Origin of the sequence: Nocardioides bruguierae (genome assembly GCF_023554635.1) — a bacterium.
In the GTDB taxonomy this organism is placed as follows: Bacteria; Actinomycetota; Actinomycetes; order Propionibacteriales; family Nocardioidaceae; genus Nocardioides; species Nocardioides bruguierae.
Window position 1 is genome coordinate 84,850 of sequence record NZ_JAMJPH010000012.1, and the last position, 25,862, is coordinate 110,711.

General features: G+C 74.1%; 24 protein-coding genes. 10 read left to right on the forward strand and 14 right to left on the reverse strand.

Going from position 1 to position 25,862, the window contains the following annotated elements:
• Positions 1 to 62: 62 nt before the first annotated feature.
• Complete coding sequence (locus tag M8316_RS21035) at positions 63 to 1,835, reverse strand: phospholipase D family protein (RefSeq protein ID WP_308195976.1); 1,773 nt, start codon at positions 1,833 to 1,835, stop codon at positions 63 to 65.
• A 119-nt stretch (positions 1,836 to 1,954) separates the two neighbouring features.
• Between M8316_RS21035 and M8316_RS07995 the strand changes: the two genes are divergently transcribed.
• Positions 1,955 to 2,962, forward strand: coding sequence for a DUF2332 domain-containing protein (locus M8316_RS07995; protein WP_250053555.1), 1,008 nt, complete (start codon positions 1,955 to 1,957; stop codon positions 2,960 to 2,962).
• Between the two features lie 81 nt (positions 2,963 to 3,043).
• On the opposite strand, the gene M8316_RS08000 is transcribed toward M8316_RS07995, so the two are convergent.
• Entirely contained in the window at positions 3,044 to 3,241 is a 198-nt protein-coding gene (locus M8316_RS08000; RefSeq protein WP_250053755.1) for a hypothetical protein, read from the reverse strand.
• 427 nt (positions 3,242 to 3,668) lie between these two features.
• Between M8316_RS08000 and M8316_RS08005 the strand changes: the two genes are divergently transcribed.
• The 4 genes from M8316_RS08005 to M8316_RS08020 all read left to right on the forward strand — a co-directional run bounded on the left by M8316_RS08005 (position 3,669) and on the right by M8316_RS08020 (position 7,709).
• The gene (locus tag M8316_RS08005) at positions 3,669 to 4,712 is read left to right on the forward strand and encodes an iron-siderophore ABC transporter substrate-binding protein (RefSeq protein WP_250053557.1); all 1,044 of its coding nucleotides are present in this window, start codon (positions 3,669 to 3,671) and stop codon (positions 4,710 to 4,712) included.
• A 75-nt stretch (positions 4,713 to 4,787) separates the two neighbouring features.
• On the forward strand, positions 4,788 to 5,801 hold the full coding sequence (locus tag M8316_RS08010; RefSeq protein ID WP_250053559.1) for a FecCD family ABC transporter permease: 1,014 nt from the start codon (positions 4,788 to 4,790) through the stop codon (positions 5,799 to 5,801).
• A gap of 5 nt (positions 5,802 to 5,806) precedes the next feature.
• Positions 5,807 to 6,874: a FecCD family ABC transporter permease gene (locus M8316_RS08015; protein WP_250053745.1), complete on the forward strand. Its 1,068-nt coding sequence runs from the start codon at positions 5,807 to 5,809 to the stop codon at positions 6,872 to 6,874.
• A gap of 22 nt (positions 6,875 to 6,896) precedes the next feature.
• Positions 6,897 to 7,709, forward strand: a complete 813-nt coding sequence (locus M8316_RS08020) for an ABC transporter ATP-binding protein (RefSeq protein WP_250053560.1) — start codon at positions 6,897 to 6,899, stop codon at positions 7,707 to 7,709.
• A 5-nt stretch (positions 7,710 to 7,714) separates the two neighbouring features.
• Here M8316_RS08020 and M8316_RS08025 read toward each other — a convergent pair whose 3' ends face one another.
• The 3 genes from M8316_RS08025 to M8316_RS08035 all read right to left on the reverse strand — a co-directional run bounded on the left by M8316_RS08025 (position 7,715) and on the right by M8316_RS08035 (position 11,118).
• Complete coding sequence (locus M8316_RS08025; RefSeq protein ID WP_250053561.1) at positions 7,715 to 8,704, reverse strand: hypothetical protein; 990 nt, start codon at positions 8,702 to 8,704, stop codon at positions 7,715 to 7,717.
• Positions 8,701 to 10,128, reverse strand: coding sequence for a nucleobase:cation symporter-2 family protein (locus tag M8316_RS08030; protein ID WP_250053562.1), 1,428 nt, complete (start codon positions 10,126 to 10,128; stop codon positions 8,701 to 8,703). Before M8316_RS08030 ends, M8316_RS08025 begins: the two co-directional genes overlap by 4 nt.
• Positions 10,129 to 10,230: 102 nt before the next feature.
• The gene (locus M8316_RS08035; RefSeq protein WP_250053563.1) at positions 10,231 to 11,118 is read right to left on the reverse strand and encodes a LysR family transcriptional regulator; all 888 of its coding nucleotides are present in this window, start codon (positions 11,116 to 11,118) and stop codon (positions 10,231 to 10,233) included.
• 131 nt (positions 11,119 to 11,249) lie between these two features.
• On the opposite strand from M8316_RS08035, the gene M8316_RS08040 reads away from it, so the two are divergent.
• Both M8316_RS08040 and M8316_RS08045 read left to right on the forward strand, forming a co-directional pair.
• Positions 11,250 to 11,981, forward strand: coding sequence for an SDR family oxidoreductase (locus tag M8316_RS08040; RefSeq protein WP_250053564.1), 732 nt, complete (start codon positions 11,250 to 11,252; stop codon positions 11,979 to 11,981).
• A gap of 156 nt (positions 11,982 to 12,137) precedes the next feature.
• Positions 12,138 to 13,403, forward strand: a complete 1,266-nt coding sequence (locus tag M8316_RS08045; RefSeq protein WP_250053565.1) for a uracil-xanthine permease family protein — start codon at positions 12,138 to 12,140, stop codon at positions 13,401 to 13,403.
• A 69-nt stretch (positions 13,404 to 13,472) separates the two neighbouring features.
• Here the strand turns inward: M8316_RS08045 and trxA are convergent, their stop codons facing one another.
• The 4 genes from trxA to M8316_RS08065 all read right to left on the reverse strand — a co-directional run bounded on the left by trxA (position 13,473) and on the right by M8316_RS08065 (position 17,557).
• Positions 13,473 to 13,844, reverse strand: a complete 372-nt coding sequence (gene trxA / locus M8316_RS08050) for a thioredoxin (RefSeq protein WP_250053566.1) — start codon at positions 13,842 to 13,844, stop codon at positions 13,473 to 13,475.
• Positions 13,845 to 14,176: 332 nt separating this feature from the next.
• Positions 14,177 to 14,662, reverse strand: coding sequence for a hypothetical protein (locus M8316_RS08055; RefSeq protein WP_250053568.1), 486 nt, complete (start codon positions 14,660 to 14,662; stop codon positions 14,177 to 14,179).
• Positions 14,659 to 16,548 carry a glycoside hydrolase family 15 protein gene (locus M8316_RS21040; RefSeq protein ID WP_250053570.1) on the reverse strand — a complete coding sequence of 630 codons (1,890 nt, stop codon included), beginning with the start codon at positions 16,546 to 16,548 and terminating at the stop codon, positions 14,659 to 14,661. Before M8316_RS21040 ends, M8316_RS08055 begins: the two co-directional genes overlap by 4 nt.
• 1 nt (position 16,549) lies before the next feature.
• Positions 16,550 to 17,557: an SDR family oxidoreductase gene (locus M8316_RS08065; protein WP_250053572.1), complete on the reverse strand. Its 1,008-nt coding sequence runs from the start codon at positions 17,555 to 17,557 to the stop codon at positions 16,550 to 16,552.
• Between the two features lie 194 nt (positions 17,558 to 17,751).
• Between M8316_RS08065 and M8316_RS08070 the strand changes: the two genes are divergently transcribed.
• Complete coding sequence (locus M8316_RS08070; RefSeq protein WP_250053574.1) at positions 17,752 to 18,609, forward strand: SDR family NAD(P)-dependent oxidoreductase; 858 nt, start codon at positions 17,752 to 17,754, stop codon at positions 18,607 to 18,609.
• A 48-nt stretch (positions 18,610 to 18,657) separates the two neighbouring features.
• Here the strand turns inward: M8316_RS08070 and M8316_RS08075 are convergent, their stop codons facing one another.
• Positions 18,658 to 19,020 (reverse strand): CBU_0592 family membrane protein, encoded by a 363-nt coding sequence (locus M8316_RS08075; protein ID WP_250053576.1) that lies wholly within the window; start codon positions 19,018 to 19,020, stop codon positions 18,658 to 18,660.
• A 161-nt stretch (positions 19,021 to 19,181) separates the two neighbouring features.
• On the opposite strand from M8316_RS08075, the gene M8316_RS08080 reads away from it, so the two are divergent.
• Entirely contained in the window at positions 19,182 to 20,129 is a 948-nt protein-coding gene (locus tag M8316_RS08080) for a LysR family transcriptional regulator (protein ID WP_250053578.1), read from the forward strand.
• On the opposite strand, the gene M8316_RS08085 is transcribed toward M8316_RS08080, so the two are convergent.
• Together M8316_RS08085 and M8316_RS08090 are read right to left on the reverse strand one after the other, a co-directional pair.
• Positions 20,123 to 21,265: an FUSC family protein gene (locus M8316_RS08085; protein ID WP_250053580.1), complete on the reverse strand. Its 1,143-nt coding sequence runs from the start codon at positions 21,263 to 21,265 to the stop codon at positions 20,123 to 20,125. The genes M8316_RS08080 and M8316_RS08085 overlap by 7 nt on opposite strands.
• Positions 21,266 to 21,267: 2 nt before the next feature.
• Positions 21,268 to 21,651: a VOC family protein gene (locus tag M8316_RS08090; protein WP_250053582.1), complete on the reverse strand. Its 384-nt coding sequence runs from the start codon at positions 21,649 to 21,651 to the stop codon at positions 21,268 to 21,270.
• A 312-nt stretch (positions 21,652 to 21,963) separates the two neighbouring features.
• Between M8316_RS08090 and M8316_RS08095 the strand changes: the two genes are divergently transcribed.
• Complete coding sequence (locus M8316_RS08095; RefSeq protein ID WP_250053584.1) at positions 21,964 to 23,046, forward strand: LLM class flavin-dependent oxidoreductase; 1,083 nt, start codon at positions 21,964 to 21,966, stop codon at positions 23,044 to 23,046.
• Between the two features lie 136 nt (positions 23,047 to 23,182).
• Here M8316_RS08095 and M8316_RS08100 read toward each other — a convergent pair whose 3' ends face one another.
• Together M8316_RS08100 and M8316_RS08105 are read right to left on the reverse strand one after the other, a co-directional pair.
• Positions 23,183 to 24,418 carry an MFS transporter gene (locus M8316_RS08100; protein ID WP_250053586.1) on the reverse strand — a complete coding sequence of 412 codons (1,236 nt, stop codon included), beginning with the start codon at positions 24,416 to 24,418 and terminating at the stop codon, positions 23,183 to 23,185.
• A gap of 80 nt (positions 24,419 to 24,498) precedes the next feature.
• Positions 24,499 to 25,734 carry an MFS transporter gene (locus tag M8316_RS08105; RefSeq protein ID WP_250053588.1) on the reverse strand — a complete coding sequence of 412 codons (1,236 nt, stop codon included), beginning with the start codon at positions 25,732 to 25,734 and terminating at the stop codon, positions 24,499 to 24,501.
• Positions 25,735 to 25,862: the final 128 nt, after the last annotated feature.

A 25,862-nucleotide genomic window follows, 5' to 3' on the forward strand; every position in this document is an offset into this window, starting at 1 on the left:
TCTCCTCACGACGTCGGTCCCGGCATCGTTTCAGCGACCGCGGTCGTTCTGTGTGGCGGGGGTCACGCTCCCGCCGGCGGCCGCCCGTCCGGGTCGAACGCCTTCTCGTAGAGCACCGGTGCCCAGAGCATCTGGGCCCGGTTCAGCTGCGGGGGCGCCAGCCGGCGCAGCCGGCCGGGGGGACGGGTGCCCGAGACCCCGGCGCGGCCCACGATCCCGGTGGCCTCCGCGTCCGCACGGGCCCGGGCGTCGTCCTTCCACGACGTCGCGCGCCAGGAGTCGGCGAGCCGGGCAGGCACCTTGGCGGCCAGCTGCTCCCGCACGTGCGGGCGGGAGCCGACGACGCGGCGCACGACGCGCCCGCGCACGCCCGACTCCGGCTCGGGCTCCGGGTCGGCCCCGCCGGCGAACCACTCGTCGAGGGCGTCGGCGCACGCGACCATCGCGTCGAACAGCTCGTGGGGGTCGCTGGGCACCGCCTCGGGCTCGCAGCCCAGGTGCTCGGCCACGAGGGTGCGCAGGAGGACCCGGGGGAAGGAGTCGGCCGGCGCCGGGTCGTCGAGGCTGCCGCGCGAGTCGAGCACCGCGACGGCGACCTCGGAGTCGTGCGTCCAGGAGCGGCGGTTGAGGTTGTCGGAGCCGACGCTGGCCCAGCGGCCGTCGACCACGCAGGTCTTGGCGTGCACGTAGACGGGCAGCCCGGCTTCGTTGCTGAGCCCGAACACGGCGACGCGGTCGCCGCCGGCGTCCATGATCCTGCTCATCGCGAGGCTGCGGCCGTAGAGCTGGGGCACCCGGTGCAGCGGGTCCTCCTCGTCCGGCACCAGCGGCAGCACGAAGACGCAGCGCAGCTCGGGGTTGGCGCGCAGCGCCTGCGCGTAGTGGTCGCCGACCTCCTCGGACCACAGGTACTGGTCCTCGACGTAGACGAGCTTCTCGGCGTTGCCGAGCGCCTTGAGGTTGCCGTTCATCACCGACCGCTCGCCGGTGGGGGCGAAGTCGAAGCCGCGGGGGGCCAGGTGCGGGTAGGTGCGCAGCACCTGGACGACGTCGTGCGCACCGTCCGGCGCGGGAGGGGCCGGCCACTGCTCGCCGAGGGGACGCGGCTCGAGGCTCTCGCCCTGCACCTTGCTGCTCAGCCAGCGGCCGGGGTTGATGGTGAGGGGCAGCGAGTCCTGCCAGCGCTCGCGGAACGTGGTCTCGACGTCGTGCACCGCGGGCCCGGTGACGGCCGCCTGCACGTCGTGCCAGCCGGGGGTGGAGCCGTAGGCCGTGGCGAGCCGGGTCTCCGGCTGCTCGTCACCGGCGTGCGCCTCGTCGTCGCGGCGGCTGTGGCACAGGTCGATGCCACCGACGTAGGCGACGTCGCGCGTGGGGTCGTCGCGGTGCCGCAGCACGACGAGCTTCTGGTGGTGGCTGCCGCGGGCGCGAACCCGCATGTCGCGCAGGCACTCGCCGCCTGCCTCGCCGATCGCGACGCCCAGCTGGAGGTGGCCCTCGGCGGAGTAGCCGAGCCGCGACCAGTGCGAGCGCCACAGCAGGCCGCGCACGTCCACGCCTCGTTCCAGGGCCGCCACGAGGACGTTGGTCAGCGTGCTGTCGGGGTCGTCGGTGAGCTGCTCGTCGGGGTCGCCGCGCCAGTCGGTGAAGTAGAAGCGGTCGCCCTCGCCCATCGCGGAGATCCGCGCGTGCAGCTCGGCCATGTAGCGCTTGCCGTGGACGAGCGGACGGACCGTGTTGCCCTGCGACCAGGCGGTGCCGTCGGAGCGGTGGTCGTCGATGGTGGCCTGCGGGTTCTCCCGCTCCTGCGGTGTCAGCATCCAGTCGACGATCACCGGCCCATCCTTCACCCCCGGGGGTTCCCCTTCTCGCCCCCAGGGGTGAGCGGGCCGGCGTGACGGGGGTCGCTGCCTGGCCCCGCCGTGGCCGCGCCCGACCCGCTAGCGTCGCGGGCATGGAGCCCTACGCCGCCGTGGCGGAGTCCTACGCGGACTTCGCGTCCTACGCCCGCGCCGACTCCGCGACGATGGCCGACTGGGCCGAGGGTGTCGCGGCCGACCCCGAGGTCAGCGCCTGGGTCGCGGCCCTGCCCGGCATCAAGCAGCAGCCCAACCTCGTCCTCGCCGCCGCCCGGTGGCACGGCGTGCCGGCGCCCGGCCCGTACGCGGCGCTGCGCGAGGCGCTCCTGGGCGACGACGGCAGCATCATGACCACCATCCTCGAGCGCGCCACCCAGACCAACGAGGTCGGACGCCTCGCGACGCTGCTCCCGGCGCTGGCACGCGTGGCCGAGGAGAGCGAGCGGCCGCTGGCGCTGCTCGAGGTCGGCGCGTCGGCCGGGCTGTGCCTCTACCCCGACCGCTGGGGCTACGACTACGCACTGCCCGACGGCCAGCGGGTGCTGCTGGGCGAGGAGCCCCGCCTGCCGTGCGCGGTGAAGGGGGACGAGGCGCCGCCGCTGCCGAGCAGGCTGCCCGAGGTCGCGTGGCGCGGCGGGGTCGACCTGCACCCGCTCGACGTCACCGACACCGACGCCATGGCGTGGCTGGAGACGCTGGTCTGGCCCGAGCAGGACGAGCGCCGCACGCGGCTGCGCGAGGCGATCGCGATCGCCCGCAGCGACCCGCCCGACCTGCGCACCGGCGACCTGGTCGAGACGCTGCCCGCGCTCGTCGAGGAAGCCTCGGAGCACGGGACCCCGGTCGTCCTGCACAGTGCCGTGATCGCCTACCTGTCGCCGGCGGACCGCGACCGTTACGACGCGCTGGTGCGCGGCCTGGTGGCGCAGGGTGCGTGCCGGTGGATCAGCAACGAGGGCAAGAACGTGCTGCCGTCGGTCACCCGCACCGGGCCGCCGATCCCGGAGGGGCACTCGACGTTCGTGCTCGGCCTGGACGGGCGGATGCTCGCGCAGACGCACGGGCACGGCCGCACCCTGCGGTGGACGGAGGTGCTCCGCTGAGCCGCCCAGTCGGCTCAGCGGGCTGCTCGGCCCGGGTGTGGCGCGAATGTGGTGCGGATGTCGCGCCGGTGTGGCGCGGCTTCAGCAGGCGGGCGCGCTGCGCAGGTGGTCGTACATCTGGAGCATGGCCTCCAGCTGGTTCACCGCGTGCACGGTGACGCGGCGGCGGGCCTGGTGCGAGAGGCCGGCGCGGAGGGCGTCGCCCTCGGGTCCGGCCGGGCACACGGCGTAGCGGGCATCTGCGGGCGCGCAGGGGTCTTCCCAGAGTTCATGGAGCATGTTGGGGCATCCGTCCGTGATGGGTGTGAGGGTCCCCGCGGGCCCTCTGGGGGAGGGTGGTCCACGGGGTCTGGGTCCCCCGGCACGTCACCTCTGGGGGAGGTGGCCGTGAGGGGTGCAGACCGTCGCTGGGGGCGTCGACCTGCGGGGAACTCCCGGCAAGGATGCTCGTCCGACCTGCGGTTCCGTGCCGGTATGGACGAATTCGCCCCGCATTCCCGAGGGTTTTACGCGAGCGGGACGACCCGTCACCTGGTGGTCCGTACGGCCGGTGAGCAGGTACTCCCGTGCACTGAGCCACGCCTGCACAGGATCTTCATGCCGAGCGCGGAGGACCCCCCGGGTTGCGCCACTGAGGTAAGGCATGCCTACATTAGGTCTGCCTAACCTCGTGGCGCGCGAGCGCCGTCCTCGAATGGAGACCCCGATGCGCCTCACGCGCCGCATGCTGCCCGTCACGGCGGCCGCCGTCCTCACCGTCGCCCTCGCCGGCTGCGGCGAGGAGTCCAGCAGCGAGGAGGGCAAGGCCGCGAGCAGCGCGAGCAGCAGCGCCTTCCCGGTCACGATCGACACCGCCTTCGGCGAGGTCACGATCGAGAGCAAGCCCGAGCGGATCGCCACGGTCGCGTGGATGAACCACGAGGTCCCGCTGGCCCTCGGCGTGATGCCGGTCGGCATGGCCGCCGCCAGCTACGGCGACGACGACGGGGACGGCATCCTCCCGTGGGTCGAGCCCACCGTCGAGGAGCTCGAGGCGGACGGCGCCGAGGCACCCGTCCTCTTCGACGAGACCGAGGGCATCGACTTCGAGGCCGTCGCCGACACCCAGCCCGACGTCATCCTGGCCTCCTACTCGGGCCTCACGCAGGACGACTTCGACACCCTCAGCAAGATCGCCCCGGTCGTCGCCTACCCCGAGAACGCCTGGGGCACCTCGGTCGACGACATGATCACCATGAACGCCACCGCCATGGGCATGGCCGACGAGGGCGAGGCCCTGGTCGAGCAGCTCGACACCGAGGTGGACGACTCGTTCTCCGCCCACGACGTGCTGCTCGGCAAGAAGGTGATGTTCGCCTACATCGACCCCAACGACCTGAGCACCATCGGGTTCTACACCTCGCTCGACACCCGCCCGGCCTTCCTGACCGCCCACGGCATGGAGACCCCCGACGTGGTCGCCGCCGAGTCCGAGGGCACCGACGAGTTCTACACGACCGTCAGCGCCGAGCGGGCCGACGAGCTCTCCGACGTCGACCTGATCGTCACCTACGGCGACGCCGACGGCGCCCTGCTGGCCGCCATGCAGGACGACGCCCTGCTCTCCCAGATCCCGGCCGTCGCCGAGGGGCGGGTCGCCGTGCTCGAGGACGGCACCCCGCTGGCCGCCGCGGCCAACCCGACGCCGCTGTCGATCTCGTGGGGCATCGACGACTACCTCGACGCCCTCGCGGCCCCGCTGGAGGGCTGAGCCACGCCCCCGCGTCCCGCCCCGGCCCCCGCCTCGTCCCCCACGCCCACCACGGGCACGGCCGGACGGGGCGGGGTGCCGCGTGCGCGCACCCGGCCCACCCCCGTCCGCCTGGGGTGGGTGCTGGCCACGCTCGGGCTGCTCGCCCTGGTGTGCGCGGCCTCGGTCGCGTTCGGGGTGCGCGCGGTGAGCGTCTCCGACATCGCCGCGGGGCTCTCGGGCTCCACCGACACCATCGCCCAGGCGGCGGTGAGCAAGCGGGTGCCGCGCACGGTGCTCGCGATCCTGGTGGGCGGAGCGCTCGGCCTCTCCGGCGCCGTGATGCAGGGCGTGACCCGCAACCCGCTCGCCGACCCCGGCATCCTCGGCGTCACCACCGGCTCCTCCCTGGCCGTCGTGTGCGGGATCGCGTTCTTCGGGCTGAGCAGCCCGGTCGGCTACATCTGGGTGGCCATCGCGGGCGCGGCGCTGGCAGCCACCTTCGTCTACCTCGTCGGCTCGCTCGGACGCGGCGGGGCGACGCCCCTCAAGCTCGCCCTGGCCGGCGCCGCCACGTCCGCGGCCCTCTCCTCGCTGATCAGCGCGGTGCTGCTGCCGCGGATCGACGTGATGGACTCGTTCCGGTTCTGGCAGATCGGCGGTGTCGGTGGCGCCGAGACCGACAAGACGCTCCAGGTGCTGCCGTTCCTCGCGCTCGGCGTGCTGCTCAGCCTCGCCTCCGCCCGCGGCCTCAACTCGCTCGCCCTGGGCGACGACGTGGCGGCCGGCCTCGGCGCGCACGTGGGCCGCACCCGGCTCCTCGCCGCCACCGGCGCCGTGGTGCTGGCCGGCGCAGCCACGGCCGTCGCCGGCCCGATCGGCTTCGTGGGCCTCGCGGTGCCGCACGTGTGCCGGCTGCTGGTCGGCGTCGACCACCGCTGGCAGCTGCCGTTCTCGGCGCTCGTGGGTGCGGTGCTGCTGGTCGCGGCGGACGTCGTCGGTCGCCTCGTCGCCCGCCCCGAGGAGGTGGACGTCGGCATCGTGACCGCCCTGCTGGGCGCCCCGTTCTTCCTCTGGATCGTCCGCCGGCAGAAGGTGCGTGCCCTGTGAGCGTCATGACCGGCCCCACACCCACTCCCGCGCCCGGCCCCGCGCCCACCGTCCCCGGCACCGTCGCGCTCGGCCGGCGCCGACGCACCCGACGCCGACGCCTCGTCACCGGCGGCCTCGCGCTGCTCGCGCTGGTCCTGCTGGCCGTCTCCCTGATGCTCGGCCAGACCTTCTACTCCCCGGGCGAGGTGCTGCGCGTCCTGCTCGGGGAGACCGTGCCGGGCGCGTCGTTCACCGTCGGCGAGCTGCGCCTGCCGCGGGCCTCGCTGGCCCTGCTCAGCGGCCTCGCCCTCGGGCTGGGCGGCGTCACCTTCCAGACGATGCTGCGCAACCCGCTGGCCTCGCCCGACGTCATCGGCATCAGCTCCGGCGCGTCGGCCGCGGCCGTGATCTGCCTGGTGGTGCTCGAGGTCGGGCAGACCGCCACGTCCGTGCTGGCGATCGCGGCCGCCCTGGTCACCGCCCTGGCCATCTACCTGCTGGCCTGGAAGGACGGCGTGGTCGGCACCCGGCTGATCCTCATGGGCATCGGCGTGGCGGCGATGCTCGACAGCGTCGTCTCCTACGTGATCGTCCGGGCCGCCCAGTGGGACCTGCAGGTGGCGATGCGGTGGCTGACCGGCAACCTCAACAACGCCGACTGGGGCCGGGTGCTGCCGCTGCTCGTCGCGATCGCCGTGCTGGGCCCGCTGCTGGCCTCGCAGTCGGGCAACCTCGAGCTGCTCCAGCAGGGCGACGACTCGGCCGCCGCCCTCGGCGTGCGGGTCGAGCGGACCCGGCTGCTGTGCATCGTCGCCGGCGTCGGGCTCGTCGCGTTCGCCACCGCCGCGTCCGGGCCGATCGCCTTCGTGGCCTTCCTGGCGGGGCCGATCGCCGCCCGGGTCGTCGGGCCCGGCGGATCCCTGCTGCTGCCGGCCGGCCTGGTCGGTGCCGTGCTCGTGCTCGCCGCCGACCTGCTCGGCCAGTACGCGTTCGGCACCCGCTACCCCGTCGGCGTCATCACCGGCGTCCTCGGGGCGCCCTACCTCGTCTACCTGCTCGTCCGGACCAACCGGGCGGGCGGCTCCCTCTGATGTCGCGCCCGAAGGAGGCACCGTGACCACTGACCACACCCTCGCCGCCGAGGCGCTGACGCTGGGCTACGGCGACCGCACCGTCGTCACGGACCTCTCGCTGGCCGTGCCGGCCGGTCGGGTGACGTGCATCGTCGGTGCCAACGCCTGCGGCAAGTCCACGCTGCTGCGAGCGATGGCGCGGCTGCTGAAGCCGCAGAGCGGCCAGGTGGTGCTCGACGGACGCGACGTGCACCGGATGAACACCCGCGAGGTGGCGCGGACGCTGGGCCTGCTGCCGCAGTCGCCGATCGCGCCCGAGGGCATCGCCGTCGGCGACCTCGTGGCCCGCGGCCGGCACCCGCACCAGCGGCTCGTGGCCCGCTGGAGCGCCGCGGACGAGGCGGCAGTCGAGGAGGCGCTGCGCGCCACCGGCACCCTCGACCTCGTGGACCGCCCCGTCGACGAGCTCTCGGGCGGGCAGCGGCAGCGGGCCTGGATCGCGATGGCCCTGGCCCAGCAGACGGACCTGCTGCTGCTCGACGAGCCGACCACCTTCCTCGACGTCGCCCACCAGGTCGAGGTGCTCGACCTGCTCACCGACCTCAACCGCGAGCGCGGCACGACCGTCGTCATGGTGCTGCACGACCTCAACCTCGCGGCGAGGTACTCCGACCACCTCGTCGCGGTCCGGCAGGGCCGGCTGCACGCGGCCGGCGACCCCGACGAGGTGCTGACCCCCGACGTCGTGCGCGACGTCTTCGGCCTGGAGTCCCAGGTCGTGCCCGACCCGGTCTCCGGGCGGCCCCTGGTGCTGCCGGTCGGTCGGCACCGGGTCGTGGCGCCCACGGCCTGACCGCCTCAGGCGTGGGCGCGTCCGCCCGGCAGCGCGACGGGCACGTCGCAGGTCGTGACGGCGTGGACGAAGCCGAGCCGGCGGTTCGCGGCCAGGATCGGCTCGTTGCCCACCATGTTCTGCGTGTAGAGCCGGGTGATGCCGGCCTGCGCCATCCGCACCGCCTGGTGCGCCTTGACCGCCGTGGCCACGCCCCGGCCGCGGGCGTGCCGCTCGGTGCCGGTGAAGAAGGTGTTGGCGGCCTCGTCCTCGCCCGGGCGCTCGGTGACCATCGTCAGCCCGAGCAGGTCACCGGCGGCGTCGCGGGCCAGGAGCAGCATCCACGGCTGCGTGACGAGCCCGCGGAGGACCTCGTAGGGCACGTTCGCGTCGCCGTCGGCCACGTCGGGGGCGTCGGCGAACATCGCGGCGAACCGCGCGTGCAGCGTCCGCCAGGCGGCCTCGCCGAGCCCGTCCAGGTCCTCGACGGGCTCGAGCGCGACCCCCTCCGGCACGCGGACGGCGGCCAGCCGCTGCACCGTCGCCTCGTCGAGGGCCAGCACCGACTCGTGGTGCCGCTCGCTCACGGTCAGCCCCCAGGCGAGCCGGGCGGCCTCGGCGGGCGCCTCGTCCTCGCGGTACTCGTAGACCAGGCCCGGCAGCTGCCCGGCCGCGGCCTCCTCCAGCGCGGTGCGCAGGGCGGTGGCCACGCCGCGGCGCCGCTGCTCGGGCACCACCGAGACCAGGCCCGAGCCGTACCCGCCCACGGCCACCGGCTTGCAGACCGCCAGCCCGAGACCGGCCGGCAGCCCCGCCTCGTCCTCGGTGACGAACCAGGCGCAGGGCAGTGCGCCGGTGGCCTCCGCGCGGCGCCAGTGCAGGTACATCCAGGCGAGCGGGTCGCCGGGGGAGACCGCGGCCAGCGCGGCCTCGAGCGTCGCGGCATCGGCCGGGTCGGTCAGCGGGTGCAGGCGGCGCGGTGCGGAGGTGGAGGTAGAGGCGGAGGCGGAGGTCACGCCGCCATGGTCTCGCCCTCGGCGGCCTCCTCGTAGCTCGCCTTCTCCCGCGGGAGCACCAGGTTCAGCACGATCGCGGTGAGGCCGCCGGTGGTGATGGGCGAGCCGAAGACCGACTGCGCGGTGGCGGGCAGGTGGCTGAGCACGTCCGGCACCAGCTCCACGCCGAGGCCGAGCGCGAACGAGACGGCCAGGATGAGCACGTCGCGGCGGTCGAGCTTGTTCTCGCTGCTGGCGATGATCTTGATGCCGGCCGCGGCCACGGTGCCGAACATGATGATCGTGGCGCCGCCCAGCACCGGCCGCGGCATCGAGGTCACCAGCGCCGGGACGACGGGGAACAGACCGACCAGCACGAGCATCCCGGCCACGAACATGCCGATCCAGCGACTGGCGACGCCGGTGAGCTGGATGACGCCGTTGTTCTGGCTGAACGTGGTGTTCGGGAAGCTGTTGAAGACCGCCGCGAGCGCGGAGTTCACGCCGTCGCCGAGCACGCCGCCCTTGATCCGGCGCACGTAGGTCTCGCCCTTCACCGGCTCGCCCGAGACCATCGAGGTGGCGGTGAGGTCACCGGTGGTCTCGATCGCGGTGATGAGGAAGATGAAGGCCACCGGCAGGAAGAGCGACCAGGAGAAGTCCAGGCCGTAGGCGAACGGGACCGGCACGTTCACGACCGGCAGGCCCGACAGGCTGGGCGCCGTCACCATGCCGAGCAGCGCCGCCACCGCGTAGCCGACGACCAGGCCGATGACGATCGCGCCCATCCGCACGTAGGTGTTGCGGCTGCGGTTGAGCGCGATCACGGTGACCAGGACGACGCCGGCCACCGCGAGGTTCTTGCCGCTGGCGAAGTCGTCGGTGCCGATCGTGGCCGCGCCGCCCGCCATGTCGGTGATGCCGGTGTCGATGAGGGAGAGCCCGATGAGGCAGACCACCGTGCCGGTGACGACCGGGGTGAGGATCTTGCGCAGCAGGTGCATGACCCGGCTCAGCGCCATCTCGATGAACGACCCGGCCAGCGTGATGCCGTAGATCATCGCCAGCGCCGCGGTGCCGCCGCCGACGGCGGTGCCCGCGGCGATCATCGGGCCCAGGAACGCGAAGCTGGTGCCCTGGATCGACAGCAGCCCCGAGCCGATCGGCCCGATGCGGCGCACCTGGATGAACGTGGCGACGCCGGAGACGATCAGTGCCATCGAGATCAGGTAGTTGGTGTCCTCGGGCTCGAGCCCCAGCGGACCGGAGAGCACCAGCGTGGGCGTCACGATGCCGACGAAGATCGCCAGCAGGTGCTGGAGCGCCGCCAGCAGGGTGGTGGGCAGCGGGGGTCGGTCCTCGAGCCGGTAGACGACCCCGGTCGCGTCCGGCTGCGGCTCGGACGGCTCGGCGGTGTCCGCGGTGGCCTGCTCGCTCGTGCTCATCCCCAGATCGAAGTCGACGGCTGTTGCAGGGTTGTCACGACGAGGTGAGAAGCCTGCGTCGCCGGTCGGCCGGTCGGGGGAGGGGCTGGCTGGGTGCGGGGATCAGGGTCGGCGCGGGACGCCCCGGGCCACGAGCACCTCGACGAACCGCTCGGCCAGCGGGTCGCCGGTGGTGCGGCGCAGGGCGACCACGTCGCGCTGCAGCGGGCGGCTGAACGGGCGCACCGGGCCGGTGAAGTCGGCGGGGATCGCCGTCGTCGGCACGACCGCGACCCCCAGCCCCGCCAGCGCCAGCGGCGCCAGGGCGCCGATCTGCCGCGTCCGCAGCCGGACCCGCGCCCGGGCACCGGCCTCGGCCAGCCGGCCGCTCACCCAGGCGTCGAACGCGCTGCCGGCCACGAGGCCCACGGCGTCCTCCCCGTCCAGGTCGGCCGGGTCGACGGATCCCTGCCCGGCGAAGCGGTGACCGGGCCAGCAGACCACCACCAGCTCCTCGTGGCCCACCACGTCCGCGACGCCCGGCCAGGTGCTCGGGCGCGGGCAGACGGCCACGTCCAGGTCCCCGCGGCGGACGGCGGCGGCCAGGTCGTCGGCGCTGGAGCCCTCTGTCAGCGCGAACCCGGGGGCCGCGGCGTCGCCCGGTGGCCAGTGGGCCCACCAGTCCGCCAGGGCCGGGGCGAGCAGCGACGCGGTGAAGCTCTCGGCGCAGCCCACCCGCAGGTCGGAGAGTCGCTCGTCGCGGGCGGCCAGCACCGCCTCGTCCGCGGCGGTGACGGCGACGCGGGCGCGCTCCACCAGTCGGCGGCCGGCCGCGGTGGGGCGCACCCCGCGAGGCAGGCGCTCGAGCAGCGGGACGCCGACCTCCGACTCGAGCGCGGCGAGCTGGTGCGAGACCGCCGGCTGGGAGGCGTGCAGCGCGCGGGCGGCGCCGGTGACGCTGGCGGCGTCCACCACCGCGAGCAGGCACTCGAGGGCACGGAGCGTGGGCACGGCCCCAAGTCTGCCATTCGGTGTGTGCATGGCACGGCGTCGAACAATCGATCCGGCGACGGGAAGGTCCGCCAGCGTGCCGCGGGTTGTGCCAGGTGGACACCGCAGTCGTCACCCGGAGGAGACCTGACATGACCAACCCGCTCGCACCCCACCCGCTGGCCGGCCAGACCGTGCTGATCGTCGGCGGCAGCAGCGGCATCGGCGCCGGTGTCGCCGACGCCGTCCGTGCCCAGGGCGGCCGCGCCGTCGTCGCCGGCCGCAAGGTCGAGCCCGGCCCCGACAGCATCCGCCTCGACCTCGAGGACGAGGCCAGCATCAAGGCCGCCGGCGAGCAGCTCGGCGAGCTCGACCACGTCGTCTCGCTGGCCGCCAACCACGCCAACGGCCCCGTGGGCGAGCTCGAGCAGGACGCGATCCGCGCTGCCTTCGACGCCAAGATCGTCGGCCCCGTCCTGCTGGCCAAGCACCTCGCGCCGCGGCTGCGCGAGGGCGGCTCCTTCGTCCTGTTCTCCGGCGTCGTCGCCTGGAAGCCCGCCGCCGGCCTGGCCGTCATGGGCACCACGAACGCCGCCGTCGCCTCCCTGGTGGAGTCGCTGGCCGTCGAGCTCGCGCCGCTGCGCTTCAACGCGGTCTCGCCCGGCATCATCGACTCCGGCGTCTGGGACTCCATGCCGGCCGACGACAAGGCCGCCATGTTCGAGAACACCGCCAGGACCAACCCCGTCGGCCGCGTGGGTCAGGTGGACGACGTCGTCGCCGCCGTCCTGCTCGCGCTGACCAACGGCTTCATGACCGGCTCGGTGCTGCACGTCGACGGTGGCGGCAAGTTCGCCTACGAGCAGTCCAACGAGCGCCCCTGACCCCACCGGTGATCGAGGTGTGACGAGCGCCACCGGAGGGGCCGTGGACGGCCTCGCACCTCGACCACCGGAGGGGCCGTGGACGGCCTCGCACCTCGACCACCGGGGCCGCCCGGGACTGGTTGAGGTGGGCACGCGTCCGGGAGGATGCCGCGCATGAGCCTCGGATGGGACCTGCACGGCGACGGCAAGACCGTCGCGGACGGGGCGGTCGTGCGCCCCACGGAGCGGCTGTCGTGGCCGCGGACGATCGGGCTGGGCGCGCAGCACGTCGTCGCGATGTTCGGGGCGACGTTCCTCGTCCCGATCATCACCGGCTTCCCGCCGACCGCCACGCTGTTCTTCAGCGGCGTCGGCACGATGCTGTTCCTCGTCATCACGGGCAACCGGGTGCCCAGCTACCTCGGCTCGTCCTTCGCCTTCATCGCCCCGATCACGGCCGCCACGGCCGCGGGGACGACGGGCAGCGCACTGTTCGGCATCCTCGCCACCGGCCTGCTCCTGGCGTTGGTCGGCGGCGTCGTGCTGCTCACCGGCGCGGGCTGGATCGACGCGCTGATGCCGCCGGTCGTCACCGGCTCGATCGTGGCGCTCATCGGCCTCAACCTGGCGGGCGCGGCGACCACCAACGTCGAGGTCAGCCCCTGGGTGGCGCTCGTGACCCTGGCGGCGGTGCTGCTGATCGCCGTCGGCCTGAAGGGCATGGCCGCCCGCCTGTCGGTGCTGCTCGGCGTGGTCGTGGGCTACGTGGTGGCAGCGGTCGCCGGCGTCGTCGACTTCGCCCCGGTGCGCGACGCGGCCTGGCTCGGGGTCCCCGACTTCGCCACCCCGACGGTCTCCTGGACCGTCCTGCCCGCGTTCCTGCCGGTCGTCCTGGTGCTGGTCGCCGAGAACGTCGGCCACGTGCGCACCGTCGCGCACCTGACCGGCGACGAGGAGGTCAACGCCCGCACCGGCCGCGCCCTGCTGGCCGACGGCATCGCCACGACGCTCGCCGGCGCCGGCGGCGGCTCGGGCACCACGACCTACGGCGAGAACATCGGCGTGATGGCCGCGACGCGGGTCTACTCGACGGCCGCCTACTGGGTGGCCGCGATCGTCGCGGTCCTGCTCAGCCTCTCGCCCAAGTTCGGTGCGCTGGTGAACACGATCCCGGCCGGCGTCCTCGGTGGTGTCACCGTGGCGCTGTACGGCCTCATCGGCGTCGTCGGCATCAAGATCTGGGTCGACAACCGGGTCGACCTCAACCGCCCGGTCAACCAGTTCACCGCAGCCGTCGCGCTGGTGATCGGCATCGGCGACCTCACGCTCGACCTCGCGCCCGGCAGCGACGTCGTCACCGTCACCGGCATCGCCCTGGGCTCGGTCGCCGCGCTCGTCGTCTACCACGGCATGAGCGCCGTGGAGCGGCTGCGCGGCTGAGCCGCGGTCGGTACTCGTCCGGACGTGCGAGACCCCCGCTGCCCGTGAGGGCGCGGGGGTCTCGTGGCGTCAGGACTGCTGGGCCTGCTGCTCCGCGACGGCCTTCTCGATCTCCTCCACGGAGAGGTCCTTCACCGCGGTGATGACCTGCTCGAGGGCCTGGGCCGGCAGGGCGCCGGGCTGGGCGAAGACCAGGTGACCGGCCTTGAACGCCATCAGCGTGGGGATCGAGGTGATCTGCGCCGCGGCGGCGATCTCCTGCTCGGCCTCGGTGTCGAGCTTGCCGAAGACGATGTCGTCGTGGGTCTCCGAGGCCTGCTCGTAGACGGGCGCGAACTGGCGGCACGGACCGCACCAGGACGCCCAGAAGTCCACCAGGACCATCTGGTTGTCGGTCACGGTCTTCTCGAAGTCGTCCTTGGTCAGGTCGATGGTCGCCATGTCGGCGGCTCCTCTCGGTTCGGGGAAGATCACCAGCCCCAACGCAACCCCTAGAGGGGTTATTCCCCCGGGTCGACGCGGCTGTCAGCGCACTCTGGTTCGTCGCCGGGCGATCGCCTGTCGCCCGTACAACGCAGCGCGCGGTCGCATGCTTCCCCGTGCGCCCCCGCAGGGGGACCCGGGAGTCGCTCCGCCCGCCGTCGGACCATGGTCCGGGGGAGCGCGGGGGGTGGTCGGCCACCCGCCGACGTAGGCGGGGCGGCTCCCGGGCCACCTCTGCGTTACCCGCGATCCCCCACCCCATCCCACCCGCGCGGTCGTTGAAGGGGGTACTACCCGAGCCCGGCCCGCCTCAGCAGGGGGACGCCCCCGGGCAGTCGGCGCAGGAGCACCCGCGCCGCGTCCGCCCGGAACCCGCCGGCCGGCTCGCCGGTCTGCACGGGTAGCCCGCGCCAGCCGACGTAGGCCCAGGTCGCCGCGATCCCCCCGTCGACCAGCGCAGCCCAACGGTGGGCGGGCGCGTCGAAGGGCCTGCCCGTGAGCACGGGGACGAGGGTGGACGCCGCGTGTGCGCCGTCCACCCACACGCCCATCGCCTGCACGCTGGGGGTCGGGTCCGGCCCCGAGAGCACCGCCTGCGCGAGGTGACGCGCGCCGAGCACGCGGCCGATGCCGCGGGTGAACCGGTCGTCGCGCGCGCCGGGCAGCACGGTGGCCACGCGCCCGGGCACGGTGAGGGCCGCGAGGCCCCAGACGGAGCGGGCGAGCCCGAGGCGCCCGGCCCGGGTGTGCAGGGCCCGAGGCAGGAAGGCGCTCACGCGACACCACCCTTGCCCGTGGGGGCCGGGTCGACCGGGACGGCCGGTTGGTCCCCCTCGTCCACCACGCGCAGTGCTGCGGTGGCCCCGATCAGCGCGAGGTGGCTGAGCGCCTGCGGCAGGTTGCCGGTGGGGACGCCGTCGGGCGTGGCCATCTCGGCCAGCAGGCCGTGGCCTGGCCCCTCGGGGTCGCTGAGGTGGTCGAGCGAGCTCAGCAGGTCGCGCGCCTCGTCGGCCCGCCCCAGCAGGGCCAGGGCGTGGACCCGCCAGAACGCGCAGGCCAGGAAGGTCTCCTCCTCCTTCTCCGCACCGGTGTAGCGGTAGAGGAGCCCGGTGCCCTCCACGCCGAGCCGCTGCCCGACCGCGTCGAGGGTGCTGCTCATCCGCTCGCTGCGGTCGAAGCCGGTGATGGCGCCGAGCAGCACCGAGGCGTCCAGGTCGTCGGTGCCCGGACGGGCGGCCCAGGCGCCGGCCACCTCGGACCAGCAGTGCTCCCACACCCACGCCCGCACGGCTTCCGCCTCGCCGTGCCAGCGGCGGCCGTCGCCGTGCAGCTGCCCCCGGTCGGCGAGGGCGGCCGCGCACTCCAGCGCGTGCCAGACACTCATCGCCGACGACGTCCAGTGCTGGTTCTCCTCCAGCTCCCAGATGCCCGCGTCGGGGGTGCGCCAGCGGTCGGCGCAGATGTCGGCGAGGTCGGAGAGCTCGCGCTGGGTGCGGGGGTCGAGCACGTGACCGCGCTCGACCCAGCCCAGCACGGCGCCGAACAGGTGCCCGTAGACGCCGAGCTGCAGCTGGCCGGTGGCCCGGTTGCCGCGCTGCACCGGGCGGGAGCCGCGGTAGCCGGGGACGTCCGGCTCCTCCAGCGCGGTGGGCACGTCGCCGTCCAAGGTGTAGAGCACCTGGACGTCGGGTCCGTGGTCGCGGATGGCGTGCAGCAGCCAGCGCATGGCCGCGTGCACCTCCTCCTCCAGGCCGAGTGCCGCGAGCGCGTCGATCGTCATGGCGGCGTCGCGGACCCAGGTGAAGCGGTAGTCCCAGTTCTTCTCGCCGCCCACGCGCTCGGGCAGCGACGTCGTCGCGGCGGCGGCGATGGCGCCCGAGGTCGTCATGAACAGCGTCTTGAGCGCCAGGCCGGAGCGCACCATGCGGTCGCGCTCCGGGCCGTCCCACACGACCGAGTCGCCCCACGAGCGCCAGGACTCGACCGTGTGGTCGAGCCGGGCGTCGACGGAGGCGACGTCGCAGAGGAAGACCGGGTCGGCCTCGGAGGCCACGAGACCCACCGTCGTCCGCTCGCCCGCGGTCAGGTGCAGGCGCACGAGCACCCTCCGGTGCTCCACGTGCAGCGCGGCCTCGTCGCTCACCCGCAGGCCGACCACCGTGGGGCCGGCGTGCACCACCACGCCCGCCGACGTCTCCTCGACCCACGGCTGCCACGCACGCAGGCCGTCACCGGGCGCGATCTCGAGCGTGACGGTGACCTCCCCGTCGGTGCAGGTCAGGCGTCGGGCGAGCTCGCTCCACGGGAGCGGGCCGGAGCGGCCGGAGTCGAGCGCGTCGAGCACGACCAGCGTGCCCGACGCGGTGACCAGCGTCGTCTCCAGGACGTTGGTGCCGGGCAGGTAGCGCGCGGCGGTCTCCAGGACGTCGGCGTCCGGGCAGACCCGGAGTGCACCGCCCCGCTCGGGGTCGAGCAGCGCCGCGAAGGTCGGGGGCGAGTCCAGGTCCGGCGTGGCCCACCAGTCGACGGAGGCGTCCGGCGCGACCAGGGCGACGCCTCGCCCGTCGCCGAGGACGCCGTAGCGGCCGAGGTCGGCGAACCCATCGTCGTCCCGGGCCTCCCCCCGGGGTGCCCGGGCTGCCGGGTCCACCTGCCCGGCCACGTCAGGCCGCCTGCCGGCGCAGGGCGAGCGAGCCGACGACGGCCGCGGCCGTGGCCAGCGTGGCGCCGATGGCGGCCCCGCGGTGCCGGCCGATGATCGAGACCGGGTCGTGCTCGAGCGCCCCCTTGTCGAAGGGGCCGCGGGCGCCGCGGTCGACCTGGTCGTCGCGGGGCTCGAAGACGTTGGAGCCGTAGCGCGGCAGCGCCTGGTCGGTCTGCTGGGACGTCACGCCCGTGCGTGCCAGGTACCAGTCCACGAAGGACGGGGCGAGCCGGTTGCCCAACACCGTGTACGCCGTGGCGATCCCGACCCACGCGTTGCGCTTGCCGGTCTCCGCGGAGTGCCGGACCTGCTTCGCGCACACCTCGGGCTGCACGATGGGCGGCACCGGCATCGGGTGCTGCGGCATCTTGTTCATGTTCCAGGCGAACTGGGTGGTGTTGACGCCCGGCAGCGTCACGAGGCCGATGGTGACGTGGCTGCCGGTGGCCTTGAGCTCGGTCAGGACCGACTCGGTGAAGCCCTTCACGGCGTGCTTGGCGCCGCAGTAGGCGGACTGCAGGGGGATGGCGCGGTGCGCCATCGCCGAGGAGACGTTCACGATCGCGCCGCGGTCGCGCGGGCGCATCCGCTTCAGCGCGGAGCGCACCCCGTTGACCTGGCCGTCGTAGGTCACGGCGGTCATCCGGTGGTACTCCTCCGGAGTGGTGTCCCAGAAGTAGGAGAGAGCCCCGGCGAACGCGACGTTGACCCACACGTCGATCTCGCCGAGCTGCTCCTCGACCAGGTCGGCGGCCGCCTCGACGGCCTCGCCGTCGGCGACGTCGACGGAGAGGCCCAGGCCCCGGGCGCCCCGCTGCTCCACCTCCTCGACGGCGGCGTCGAGGCCGGCGCGGCCCCGGGCGAGGACGGCCACGTCGTAGCCGTGCTCGGCGAACTCACGGACCGTGGCGCGGCCGATGCCGCCGGTCCCTCCGGTGATGACGACGACCGGGCGATGTGTGCTCATGCGACTCCTCCTTGACTGGGGTCGTGGCCACCGGGCCGCGCCCGCTCCAGATAGTTGAGTGGTGCAACGACCAACTGACTACCCAGGAACAGGCGGGGGAGTCCGCCCAGGGGGCTGAGATGTCACTGAGAACGCGTGAACCGGGCCACGACCGGCGGCGATCGACCTCCTCCGCTCACCCGGGCGGGGGAGCGGTGCTGGTCACCGGGGCCTCCAGCGGGATCGGTCTCGCCGTGGTCACGCTGCTGCGGACCGCCGGCCACGACGTCGTCCTGGCCTCGCGCAGCGCGGAGGCGCTGGAGCGGGCGGTCGCCGTCAGCGCGGGTGAGGGCGCGACGCTGCCCGTGGTCGCGGACGTGTCGTCGGCCGCCGAGGTGCGTGACCTGATCGACCGGGCGGCGGCCTGGGCGGCGGGCCGGGGACGCGCCCTCACGGGAGTCGTCCACTGCCCCGCCGTCCTCGCCTACGGCCGCGTGGAGGACGTGCCGGACGAGGTGCTCGACCACGCCCTCGCGGTCTCGCTCGGCGGCACGGTGAACGTGGCGCGCACGGCGCTGCGGCACTGGTCGGGCCGTGGCGAGGTCGGCTCGCTCGTGGTCGTGGGCTCGCTGCTGGGCGAGGTGACGGTGCCGGGCATGGGCGGCTACGCGACCGCCAAGTGGGGCGTGCACGGGCTCGTGCGGACGCTGCAGCAGGAGAACCGCGGCCGCGCCGCCCGCGCCCGGGTGTCCCTGGTCGTCCCCGGTGGCGTCGACACCCCGGTCTACGAGCAGGCCGGCACGTACCTGGGCAGGCACGGCTCCGCGCCTCCGCCGGTGGTCTCCCCGCACCGGGTCGCGCGGGCCGCCGTGCGGTGCCTCGAGCGGCCGCGCCGGCGGGTCTCGGTGGGGCCCGCCAACGCACTCACGCGCCTCGGCTTCCTGTGGGCGCCGCCGGTCTACGACCTGCTGGTCGGGCCGCTGGCCCGGGCCTTCGCGCTCGGGCGACGCGCTGACGACGGCCCCGGCAACGTGCTCGCGCCCGTCCCTGAGAAGGAGCGTCTGCGCGGCTGAGGCTGGTGCCCCGCCGCCGACCGATCGATCCGGTCGGCGGCGGGAGTCTCAGGCGACGGCCTCCATGACGAGGGTGTCGCAGAGGTCGTCCTCGTGCCGGTTGGGCTGCGGCGGCAGCGCGGGCAGCCGCTCGGCGGGCACGGCCTGCAGCTCGGTGCCGCGGTGCGCGCGGGCGCCGCGCACGGCGGCGGCCACGAGCGTGAGGATGCCGGCGCCGATCCAGACGACGTTGATCGCCACGTTCGGCATGGCGTGCGCTTGCAGCGCCGTGCCCATGAGGAGGAGTCCGCCGACGACGTTCAGCCACTGGTAGGCCTGGCTGCTGCTGCTCATCCGACCCAGCGCGACCAGCACGTAGGGAACGAGGACGATCACACCGCCGGTCCACCCGGCGACGTCGATCAGGGACACTTCACACACCTCCACACATGACGATGACGCGGTACCTGATCGGCCGCGTCCCCTCCATGGTGAGCCGTCCGAAGCAACAGCACCAGCGAAAGAAAATCATCGCTTCCTGTTAGCGTTGCTTACATGTCGAGCGTGCGCGTCCACCCGAGCCGGGAGACGCGGTGCTGAGCCTCGTCCGCCTGCGCACGTTGCAGGAGGTGGCCCACCACGGAGGCCTCTCCGCGGCCGCCCGCTCCCTGCACTTCACGCCGTCGGCGGTCTCCCAGCAGATCTCCGCGCTCGAGGACGAGCTGGGCACCCCCGTGCTCGAGAAGGCCGGCCGGACGGTGCGGCTGACCGAGGCCGGGCGGGTGCTGCTCGAGCACGCCGAGGGCCTGCTGGCGGCCGAGGCCGCGGCCCGCGCGGCGGTGGAGCGGACGCGGCAGGCCGCCGAGGTCCGGCTCACGATCGGCGTGTTCGCCTCGGTCGCCTCGGGCCTGGTGCCGACCCTGTTCGAGGAGCTGGACCGCAGCGCGCCGCACATCCGGATCAGCACCCGCGAGGTGGATCCGGAGGACGCCGTCGTCCAGCTCAAGCACGGCCGCCTCGACGCGTCCTTCATCCTCGACTACCCCGAGGCGCCGGAGACGTGGTCGACGGGCCTCTCGTTCGCCGACGTCGGCACCGACCGGCTGGCGGTGGCGCTGCCCGCCGCCGGTGACCTGCGCGACGACTTCGTGACCGGCACCGGCATGGGGCTCAGCTCCGTCGGCCTGGCCGAGCTGGCCGACCGCGACTGGATCCTCGCCAGCGAGTCCACCTACTACGGCCGAGCCGTGCGGGCCGCGTGCGCGCGGGCGGGCTTCACTCCGCGCGTGGTGCACGAGGTCGAGGAGCAGGCCACCGCCCTCGCGCTCGTGGACGCCGGCCTCGGGGTGACCCTGGTCAGCGACCTGGGTCGCGGGCTGCTGCCGGAGGGCGTGCAGGTGGCCGAGCTGGTGGAGACGATCAGCCGCCGGGTCATGCTCGCCTCGCTGGAGGCCTCGTCCGCGCGGCCGGCGGTGGCTGCGCTCGTCGCGGCCGCCACCCGGGCCACCGCGGTGGTCGCCGAGCACGACGACGACTACTGAGCCGGGTCCTCCGCCTCGTCCTGGGTGGGCTGCTCCTGCTCCGCGTCCGGCGTGCGGGCGTCGCTCTCGCCCACGGCCGCGTCCACGGCTCCGGCGAGCTCGCGCACGGCCACGAGCAGGGCGCCGTAGACGGGCCAGTGCCGGTCGGGCAGGTCGGCCACCGAGAGGGTGCGGACGAGGTCGCCCACCTCGTCCGCCACGTCCTGCCCGAGCACGTGGGTGTCCTCCTCGGCGTGGGTGAGACGGGCACCGAGGCCGTCGAGCAGCCGGGCCCACCGCTCGCGGAAGTCGTCGTCCCAGGTGTGCGCCTCCCACGTGGAGCGGTCGACCACGCGGGCCGCGGCACGGGCCTGCGTGATGGCCTCCTCCAGGCCGCGGCGGGCCTCCTCGAGCCGGTCGGGGTCGTGCCCGCGCCTGCGCCGAGGGTTGTACCAGCGGGCCTCACGGGTGGTGGCCAGCTGGTTCTCGGCCCGGTCGAGGGCGGCATCCAGGCGGGCGGTCTCGGTGATCCAGGCCTGAGTGGTCTCCCGGGTGAGCGGGGCGGAGCCGGTGACGTCGCGGGCGATGCCCCGCAGCAGCCGACCCAGCCCCGCGGAGACGCGGACGAGGCTGCGCTCGGCCGTGCCCGCGTCCAGGGGCGGCACCACCAGCACGTTGACCACGATGCCGACGAGCACGCCCACCAGCGTGTCGGCGAAGCGGTGCAGCAGCAGGACGGGCTCGTCGCCCGAGCCGGAGGTGAGCAGGAACAGGGCGGTGGTGGCCACGGTGACGCCCTCGGTGCGCAGCCCGGGTGTGCGGGCGACGAGCAGTCCGACCAGCACGGCCAGCCCCATCGGCAGCGCCCCGAACCCAAGGGTGGTGGCGGCGGCGAACGAGAGCAGGATGCCCAGTCCGGTGGCGGCCACCGACTGCGCGCCGCGCCACACGGACCGGTAGACGGTCGCGTGCACCGTGAGCAGGGCCGTCCAGGGCGCCAGGAAGGCCGACTGGAGACCGAGGACCTCGGTGGCGACCAGCCACGCGGCGACCGTGGCGAGCACCGCCTTGACCACCTGGAGCAGGTCGAGCCGGTGCTCGGGCGCGATCAGCCGGGTCAGCGGGGCGACCCGCACCCGGCGCGTGCCGTCGGCCACGCTCAGCGGGGGTCGCGGCGCAGCGGGTGCTCGGGCGGCACCTCGACGAGCGCGATGGCGACCCCGTCGGGGTCGGTGATCCAGCACTCCACCAGGCCCCAGGGCATCAGCTGCGGCTCCTGCGTGACGGTCACCCCCTGGACGGCCAGGCGGGCGTGCTCGACCGCGACGTCCGGCACCTGCAGCCACAGGGTGACGCCGGTGGCCGGCGGGCCCGGCGGCCCGGTCAGCTCCAGCGCCCCGCCGCCGAGGAAGTAGACCGTCGACAGCTCGGCCGGGTCGCCGAACTCGCGCATCACGCTCAGGCCCAGCACCTCGCCGTAGAAGTGCTTGGCCCGCCGCAGGTCCGGCGGGCGGAGCAGGGTCTTGCTGCGCAGGACGTCCATGCCGCCAGCCTGCCGCACCCGCCCCACCCGCGGGGAGGGGCTGCCCGCTGCTCGGGCAGGCGGCCGATGGTGGACGAAGTCCTGTCTCGAAACCGCGGGCCACGGCGGACCGCCCCGCCGGACGGCGGACATCGCGTCGCCCGACGGCCCGTTCCTCCGTCGTGGCTGGTCAGCGCTGCCGGCGTCACGCCCCTGGTCCGCGGCGGCCCGCGTAACGAACGCTCAATCCCACCGACAGCCGTCGGGAACGCCGTGCGGTTGCACTGGAGGTCCTGCCGCCCCGCCTCGTCCCCGCGACCGAAGGAGCCAGACGTGAAGTACGGCGTCTTCCTGCCCACCACCAACGACGGCTACATCTACTCCCACGCCTCGCCGAGCTACGAGCCCACGTTCGAGCTGCTGCGCGAGATCACCGTGGGCGCCGAGGAGCTGGGCTTCGACTTCGCGTTCTCGATGGTGAAGTTCCGCGGGTACGGCGACGACGGCGACGGGTTCATGGACCGCAGCGCCGAGTCCCTCACGCTCATGTCGGCGCTCTCGGGGCACACCTCCCGGATCGGGCTGTGGGCGTCGGTCGGCGTGCTGTCGATGAACCCGGCGATGGTCGCGCGGATGGCCGCCACCATCCAGGACGCCTCGGGCGGCCGCTTCGGCCTCAACATCGTCGGTGGCTGGAACCGCCACGAGTACGCGCCGATGGGCGTGTGGCCCGGCGACTCCTACTACGCCGACCGGTACCGCTACGTCGCCGAGTACATCCGCGTGCTGCGCGGCCTGTGGGAGACCGGGCGCCTCACGCACCACGGCGAGTTCTTCGACCTCGAGGACTGCCTCGTCCAGCCGACCCCGCCGAGCCCGGTGCCGGTGATCATGGCCGGCCAGTCGCCCGCCTCCACGGCGGCCGCCGCCGAGCTGGCCGACGTGTCGTTCATCCTCGGCGACCACGAGGTGATCGCGGACGCGAGCGCCCGTCTCGTCCAGGGCGCGTCCGTCTTCGACCGGACCGTCGCCCCCGCCGCCCTGCTCGGGATCATCGCCCGCGAGACCGACGAGGAGGCCATCGAGGAGGCGATGCGCTACGCCGACCACGTCGACCGCGTGGCGATGGCGAACCTCTCCGGCGCGGCCCGCAAGGACACCGAGGGCGAGGCCTCCAAGGGCAACCTGCGGGTGCAGGAGCGCGTCCTCGAGGGCGTCACCATGCCGGACGACGACCGCGCGGCCGTGGTCGCCGGTGCCTGCTTCTTCTCCCCGCAGCTGGTCGGCTCCTACGAGCGGGTCGCGGCCTCGCTGCGCTCGCTCGAGGCCTCGGGCGTCGACGCCGTCGCGCTCACCTTCCCCGACTACGTCGCCGACCAGAAGCGGTTCGCGGAGAAGGTCGTCCCCCTCGTCTGAGACCGCCGCACCGACAGGCCCCGTCGACCAACCGGAACAACGCCCGGACGACCCTCACCCGCAGTTCTCTGACCTGCGACGACCCGATCAGAGGCTGCGGGCGTCGGCCGTTGTTCCGGTTCGTCGACGGCGGCCGCTAGACCCGCGCGGGCTCGTCCAGCTCGACCCGCCGCAGCACCGGCCGCAACAGCCCGGCGACCATCACGCCGAGAAAGAGCGCGTAGAGCCCGAGCTCGACGTCACGGGTGCCGATCGCGACGGCCAGCGGACCCACGACGAGCTGGCCGACGGGCATGCCGACGAACGAGAAGAACCCGTCGATCGACTGGATGCGCGAGAGCATCTCCTCGGGCACCTTCTCGGCGACCACGAGTCCCCAGGTCACCTCGATGAGGGCAGAGCCACCACCGGCGACCAGGAACGCGGCCATCAGCACCGGCAGCGGCCCGCCGAGGCCGAGCGCCAGGATGGGCGTCCCCAGCACGCCGAACCCGACGATGCAGGCGACGAGGGGACGCCGCAGGAAGCGCCCCGCGAACGCGCGGCCGAGCAGCCAGGCGAAGACGATGACGCCCACGGCTTGCGCCGACCGGGCGAGGCCCCACCCGTCGGAACCGATCGTGCCCTCCGCGATGACGGGCCCGAGCACGCCGATGCCGCCCGCGATGAGCGCGTTGAACACCAGCGAGTACGACGACACCGGGATCACCCAGCCGAGCTCGCGGGCGTAGGTCCACCCGGCCCGGACGTCGGCCAGCACGCTGCTGCGCGAGGCGGCGCGCTCCGAGCGGGGCAGCCGCAGCAGCCCGAGGAAGACCGCGGCGAACAGGTAGGTGGCCGCGTCGAAGGCCATCGCCCAGCCCGGTCCGGCGGTCGCGACCACCAGGCCCACCAGGGCCGGCCCCACGATCCCGGTCGCGCTGCTGGCCTGGCTGAACAGCAGGTACCCGGCCTTGCGCCGCTCGGCCGGCAGCAGCACCGGGATCATCCCGTGGAACGCCGGGTACCCCAGCGCCTCGGCCGTGCCGTTGACCAGTCCGAGCACCACCAGGTGCCAGATCTCGGCGACGCCGGTCAGCACCAGGACGGCGGCCAGCCCCTGCGTCGCGAACATGACTGCGTTGGTGCCCCGCAGCACGAGGGTCCGCGGCCACCGGTCGGCCACGGCCCCGCCGACGAGCATCAGGGTGACCATCGGGATGGTGGAGGCAGCCAGCACCCAGCCGACGGCGGCAGGAGAGCCGGAGATCTCCAGCACCGCGAACGCCAGCGCGATGCCCGACCCCGCCGACCCGATGGAGCTGACGACCTCGGCGGTGAAGAACCAGCGGAACGCCGGCACTCTCAGGGGGCTGCTCGCCGGGCTGGTCACCGGGCGAACCTACGGTCGTGCGCCGACAGGCGCACCTCCATTCTGCTCCGTTCTGCCCCCGTTCTGCCCAGGGCCGAGGATCAGCCCTGGCGACGCTCCTGCGCCAGGGTGAGCACGCCGGCGACCACCGCCAGCACGGCGACGGCCAGCGCGAACCACAGGCCCGCGACCTCGGCGCCCAGGTGCGCCACGAGGATGCCCGCGAGGATCACCGGCACGGAGATCGCGACGTAGCAGACCACGAAGAACGTCGAGGTCACGGCGCCCTTCTGGTCGCCGGGTGCCCGCGAGGTCAGCACGGCGAGGCCGCGGTTGAACGCGACGCCCTGGCCGGCGCCGCCGAAGAGGCCGGCGAAGACGATCGCGACGGTCGAGGCCTGCCACAGCGAGAGGGCGAGGCAGGCCATGCCGGCCACGAGCAGCGCGACGGCGACGAGGGTGGCGTTGCGCTCCGAGAGCGGCCGCACGACCTGGTGGCCGAGCACGGAGGCCGCGTAGGCGACCAGGATGATCAGCGAGACCGGGACGGCGGCCGAGATGCCCAGGACGTCGGCGGTGACCGTCGGGATGAGGGCGGTGTAGAGCCCGAAGACGGCGAACCCGGCGAACGCGAGGATCGAGACCCGCACGAAGTCGGCCCGGACCTCCGCGGGCAGTGCCGGCTTGAGCGGCGACAGGGCACCGGCGGGCCGGGGCGAGGGCGTGTCCACCGTCTCGCGGGCCGTCGACAGGACCAGCAGGCCGACGACGCAGAGCGCTGCGTGCACCAGGTAGGTGAGCTGGAACGTCCACGGCCCGGACGCCACCAGCACGGCCGCGAGCACCGGCCCGATGCCCAGCCCCAGCATGTTCGCGCCGCCACCGACGTCGGAGGCGCGGGAGCCGAGGCGTCCGGCCGCCGTCTCCACGATGAAGACGCTCGCCGTGCCCACCGTGATGCCCGCCGAGAACCCCGAGACCACGCGGCCCGCCAGCAGCACGCCGAGGCTGTCGGAGGCGAAGAGGAACACGACGTCGGACGCGATCCCGACCGTGAGCGCGGCGGCCATGAGCGGCTTGCGGCCGAGCGTGTCCGACCACCGCCCCGTGACGAGCAGGGCGACGATCACGCCGAGGGCGTAGACCGCGAAGACGACCGCGGTCATCTCGACGCCGAAGCCGATCCACTCCTCGTAGCGGGAGTACAGCGAGGTCGGCAGCGTGGTGCCGATCATCGTCACCAGCAGCACCGCCGCCATGGCGAACGCCGGGCCGGCGCCGAGCCGGCGCGGGGTCTCCTGCTCTGCCTGGGACGGACGTGTGCTGGTCTGCGACATCGCGGTGGGCCTCCCGCCGGCGGATCGAGGTGGTTGGTGCCGGCAACTACTCCGACGCTAGCGAGGCACGCGGCCCACCCGCCTGGTCCGAGGGGGTAGGGGTGCCTGTCGCGCTCGCCACGTCCATT

Coding starts and splice junctions, on each gene's coding strand:
- M8316_RS07995 (WP_250053555.1), top strand. CDS start 1,955: ATGGAGCCCTACGCCGCCGTGGCGGAGTCCTACGCGGACTTCGCGTCC.
- M8316_RS08000 (WP_250053755.1), bottom strand. CDS start 3,241: ATGCTCCATGAACTCTGGGAAGACCCCTGCGCGCCCGCAGATGCCCGC.
- M8316_RS08005 (WP_250053557.1), top strand. CDS start 3,669: ATGCGCCTCACGCGCCGCATGCTGCCCGTCACGGCGGCCGCCGTCCTC.
- M8316_RS08015 (WP_250053745.1), top strand. CDS start 5,807: ATGACCGGCCCCACACCCACTCCCGCGCCCGGCCCCGCGCCCACCGTC.
- M8316_RS08030 (WP_250053562.1), bottom strand. CDS start 10,128: ATGAGCACGAGCGAGCAGGCCACCGCGGACACCGCCGAGCCGTCCGAG.
- M8316_RS08040 (WP_250053564.1), top strand. CDS start 11,250: ATGACCAACCCGCTCGCACCCCACCCGCTGGCCGGCCAGACCGTGCTG.
- M8316_RS08045 (WP_250053565.1), top strand. CDS start 12,138: ATGAGCCTCGGATGGGACCTGCACGGCGACGGCAAGACCGTCGCGGAC.
- trxA (WP_250053566.1), bottom strand. CDS start 13,844: ATGGCGACCATCGACCTGACCAAGGACGACTTCGAGAAGACCGTGACC.
- M8316_RS08065 (WP_250053572.1), bottom strand. CDS start 17,557: ATGAGCACACATCGCCCGGTCGTCGTCATCACCGGAGGGACCGGCGGC.
- M8316_RS08090 (WP_250053582.1), bottom strand. CDS start 21,651: ATGGACGTCCTGCGCAGCAAGACCCTGCTCCGCCCGCCGGACCTGCGG.
- M8316_RS08105 (WP_250053588.1), bottom strand. CDS start 25,734: ATGTCGCAGACCAGCACACGTCCGTCCCAGGCAGAGCAGGAGACCCCG.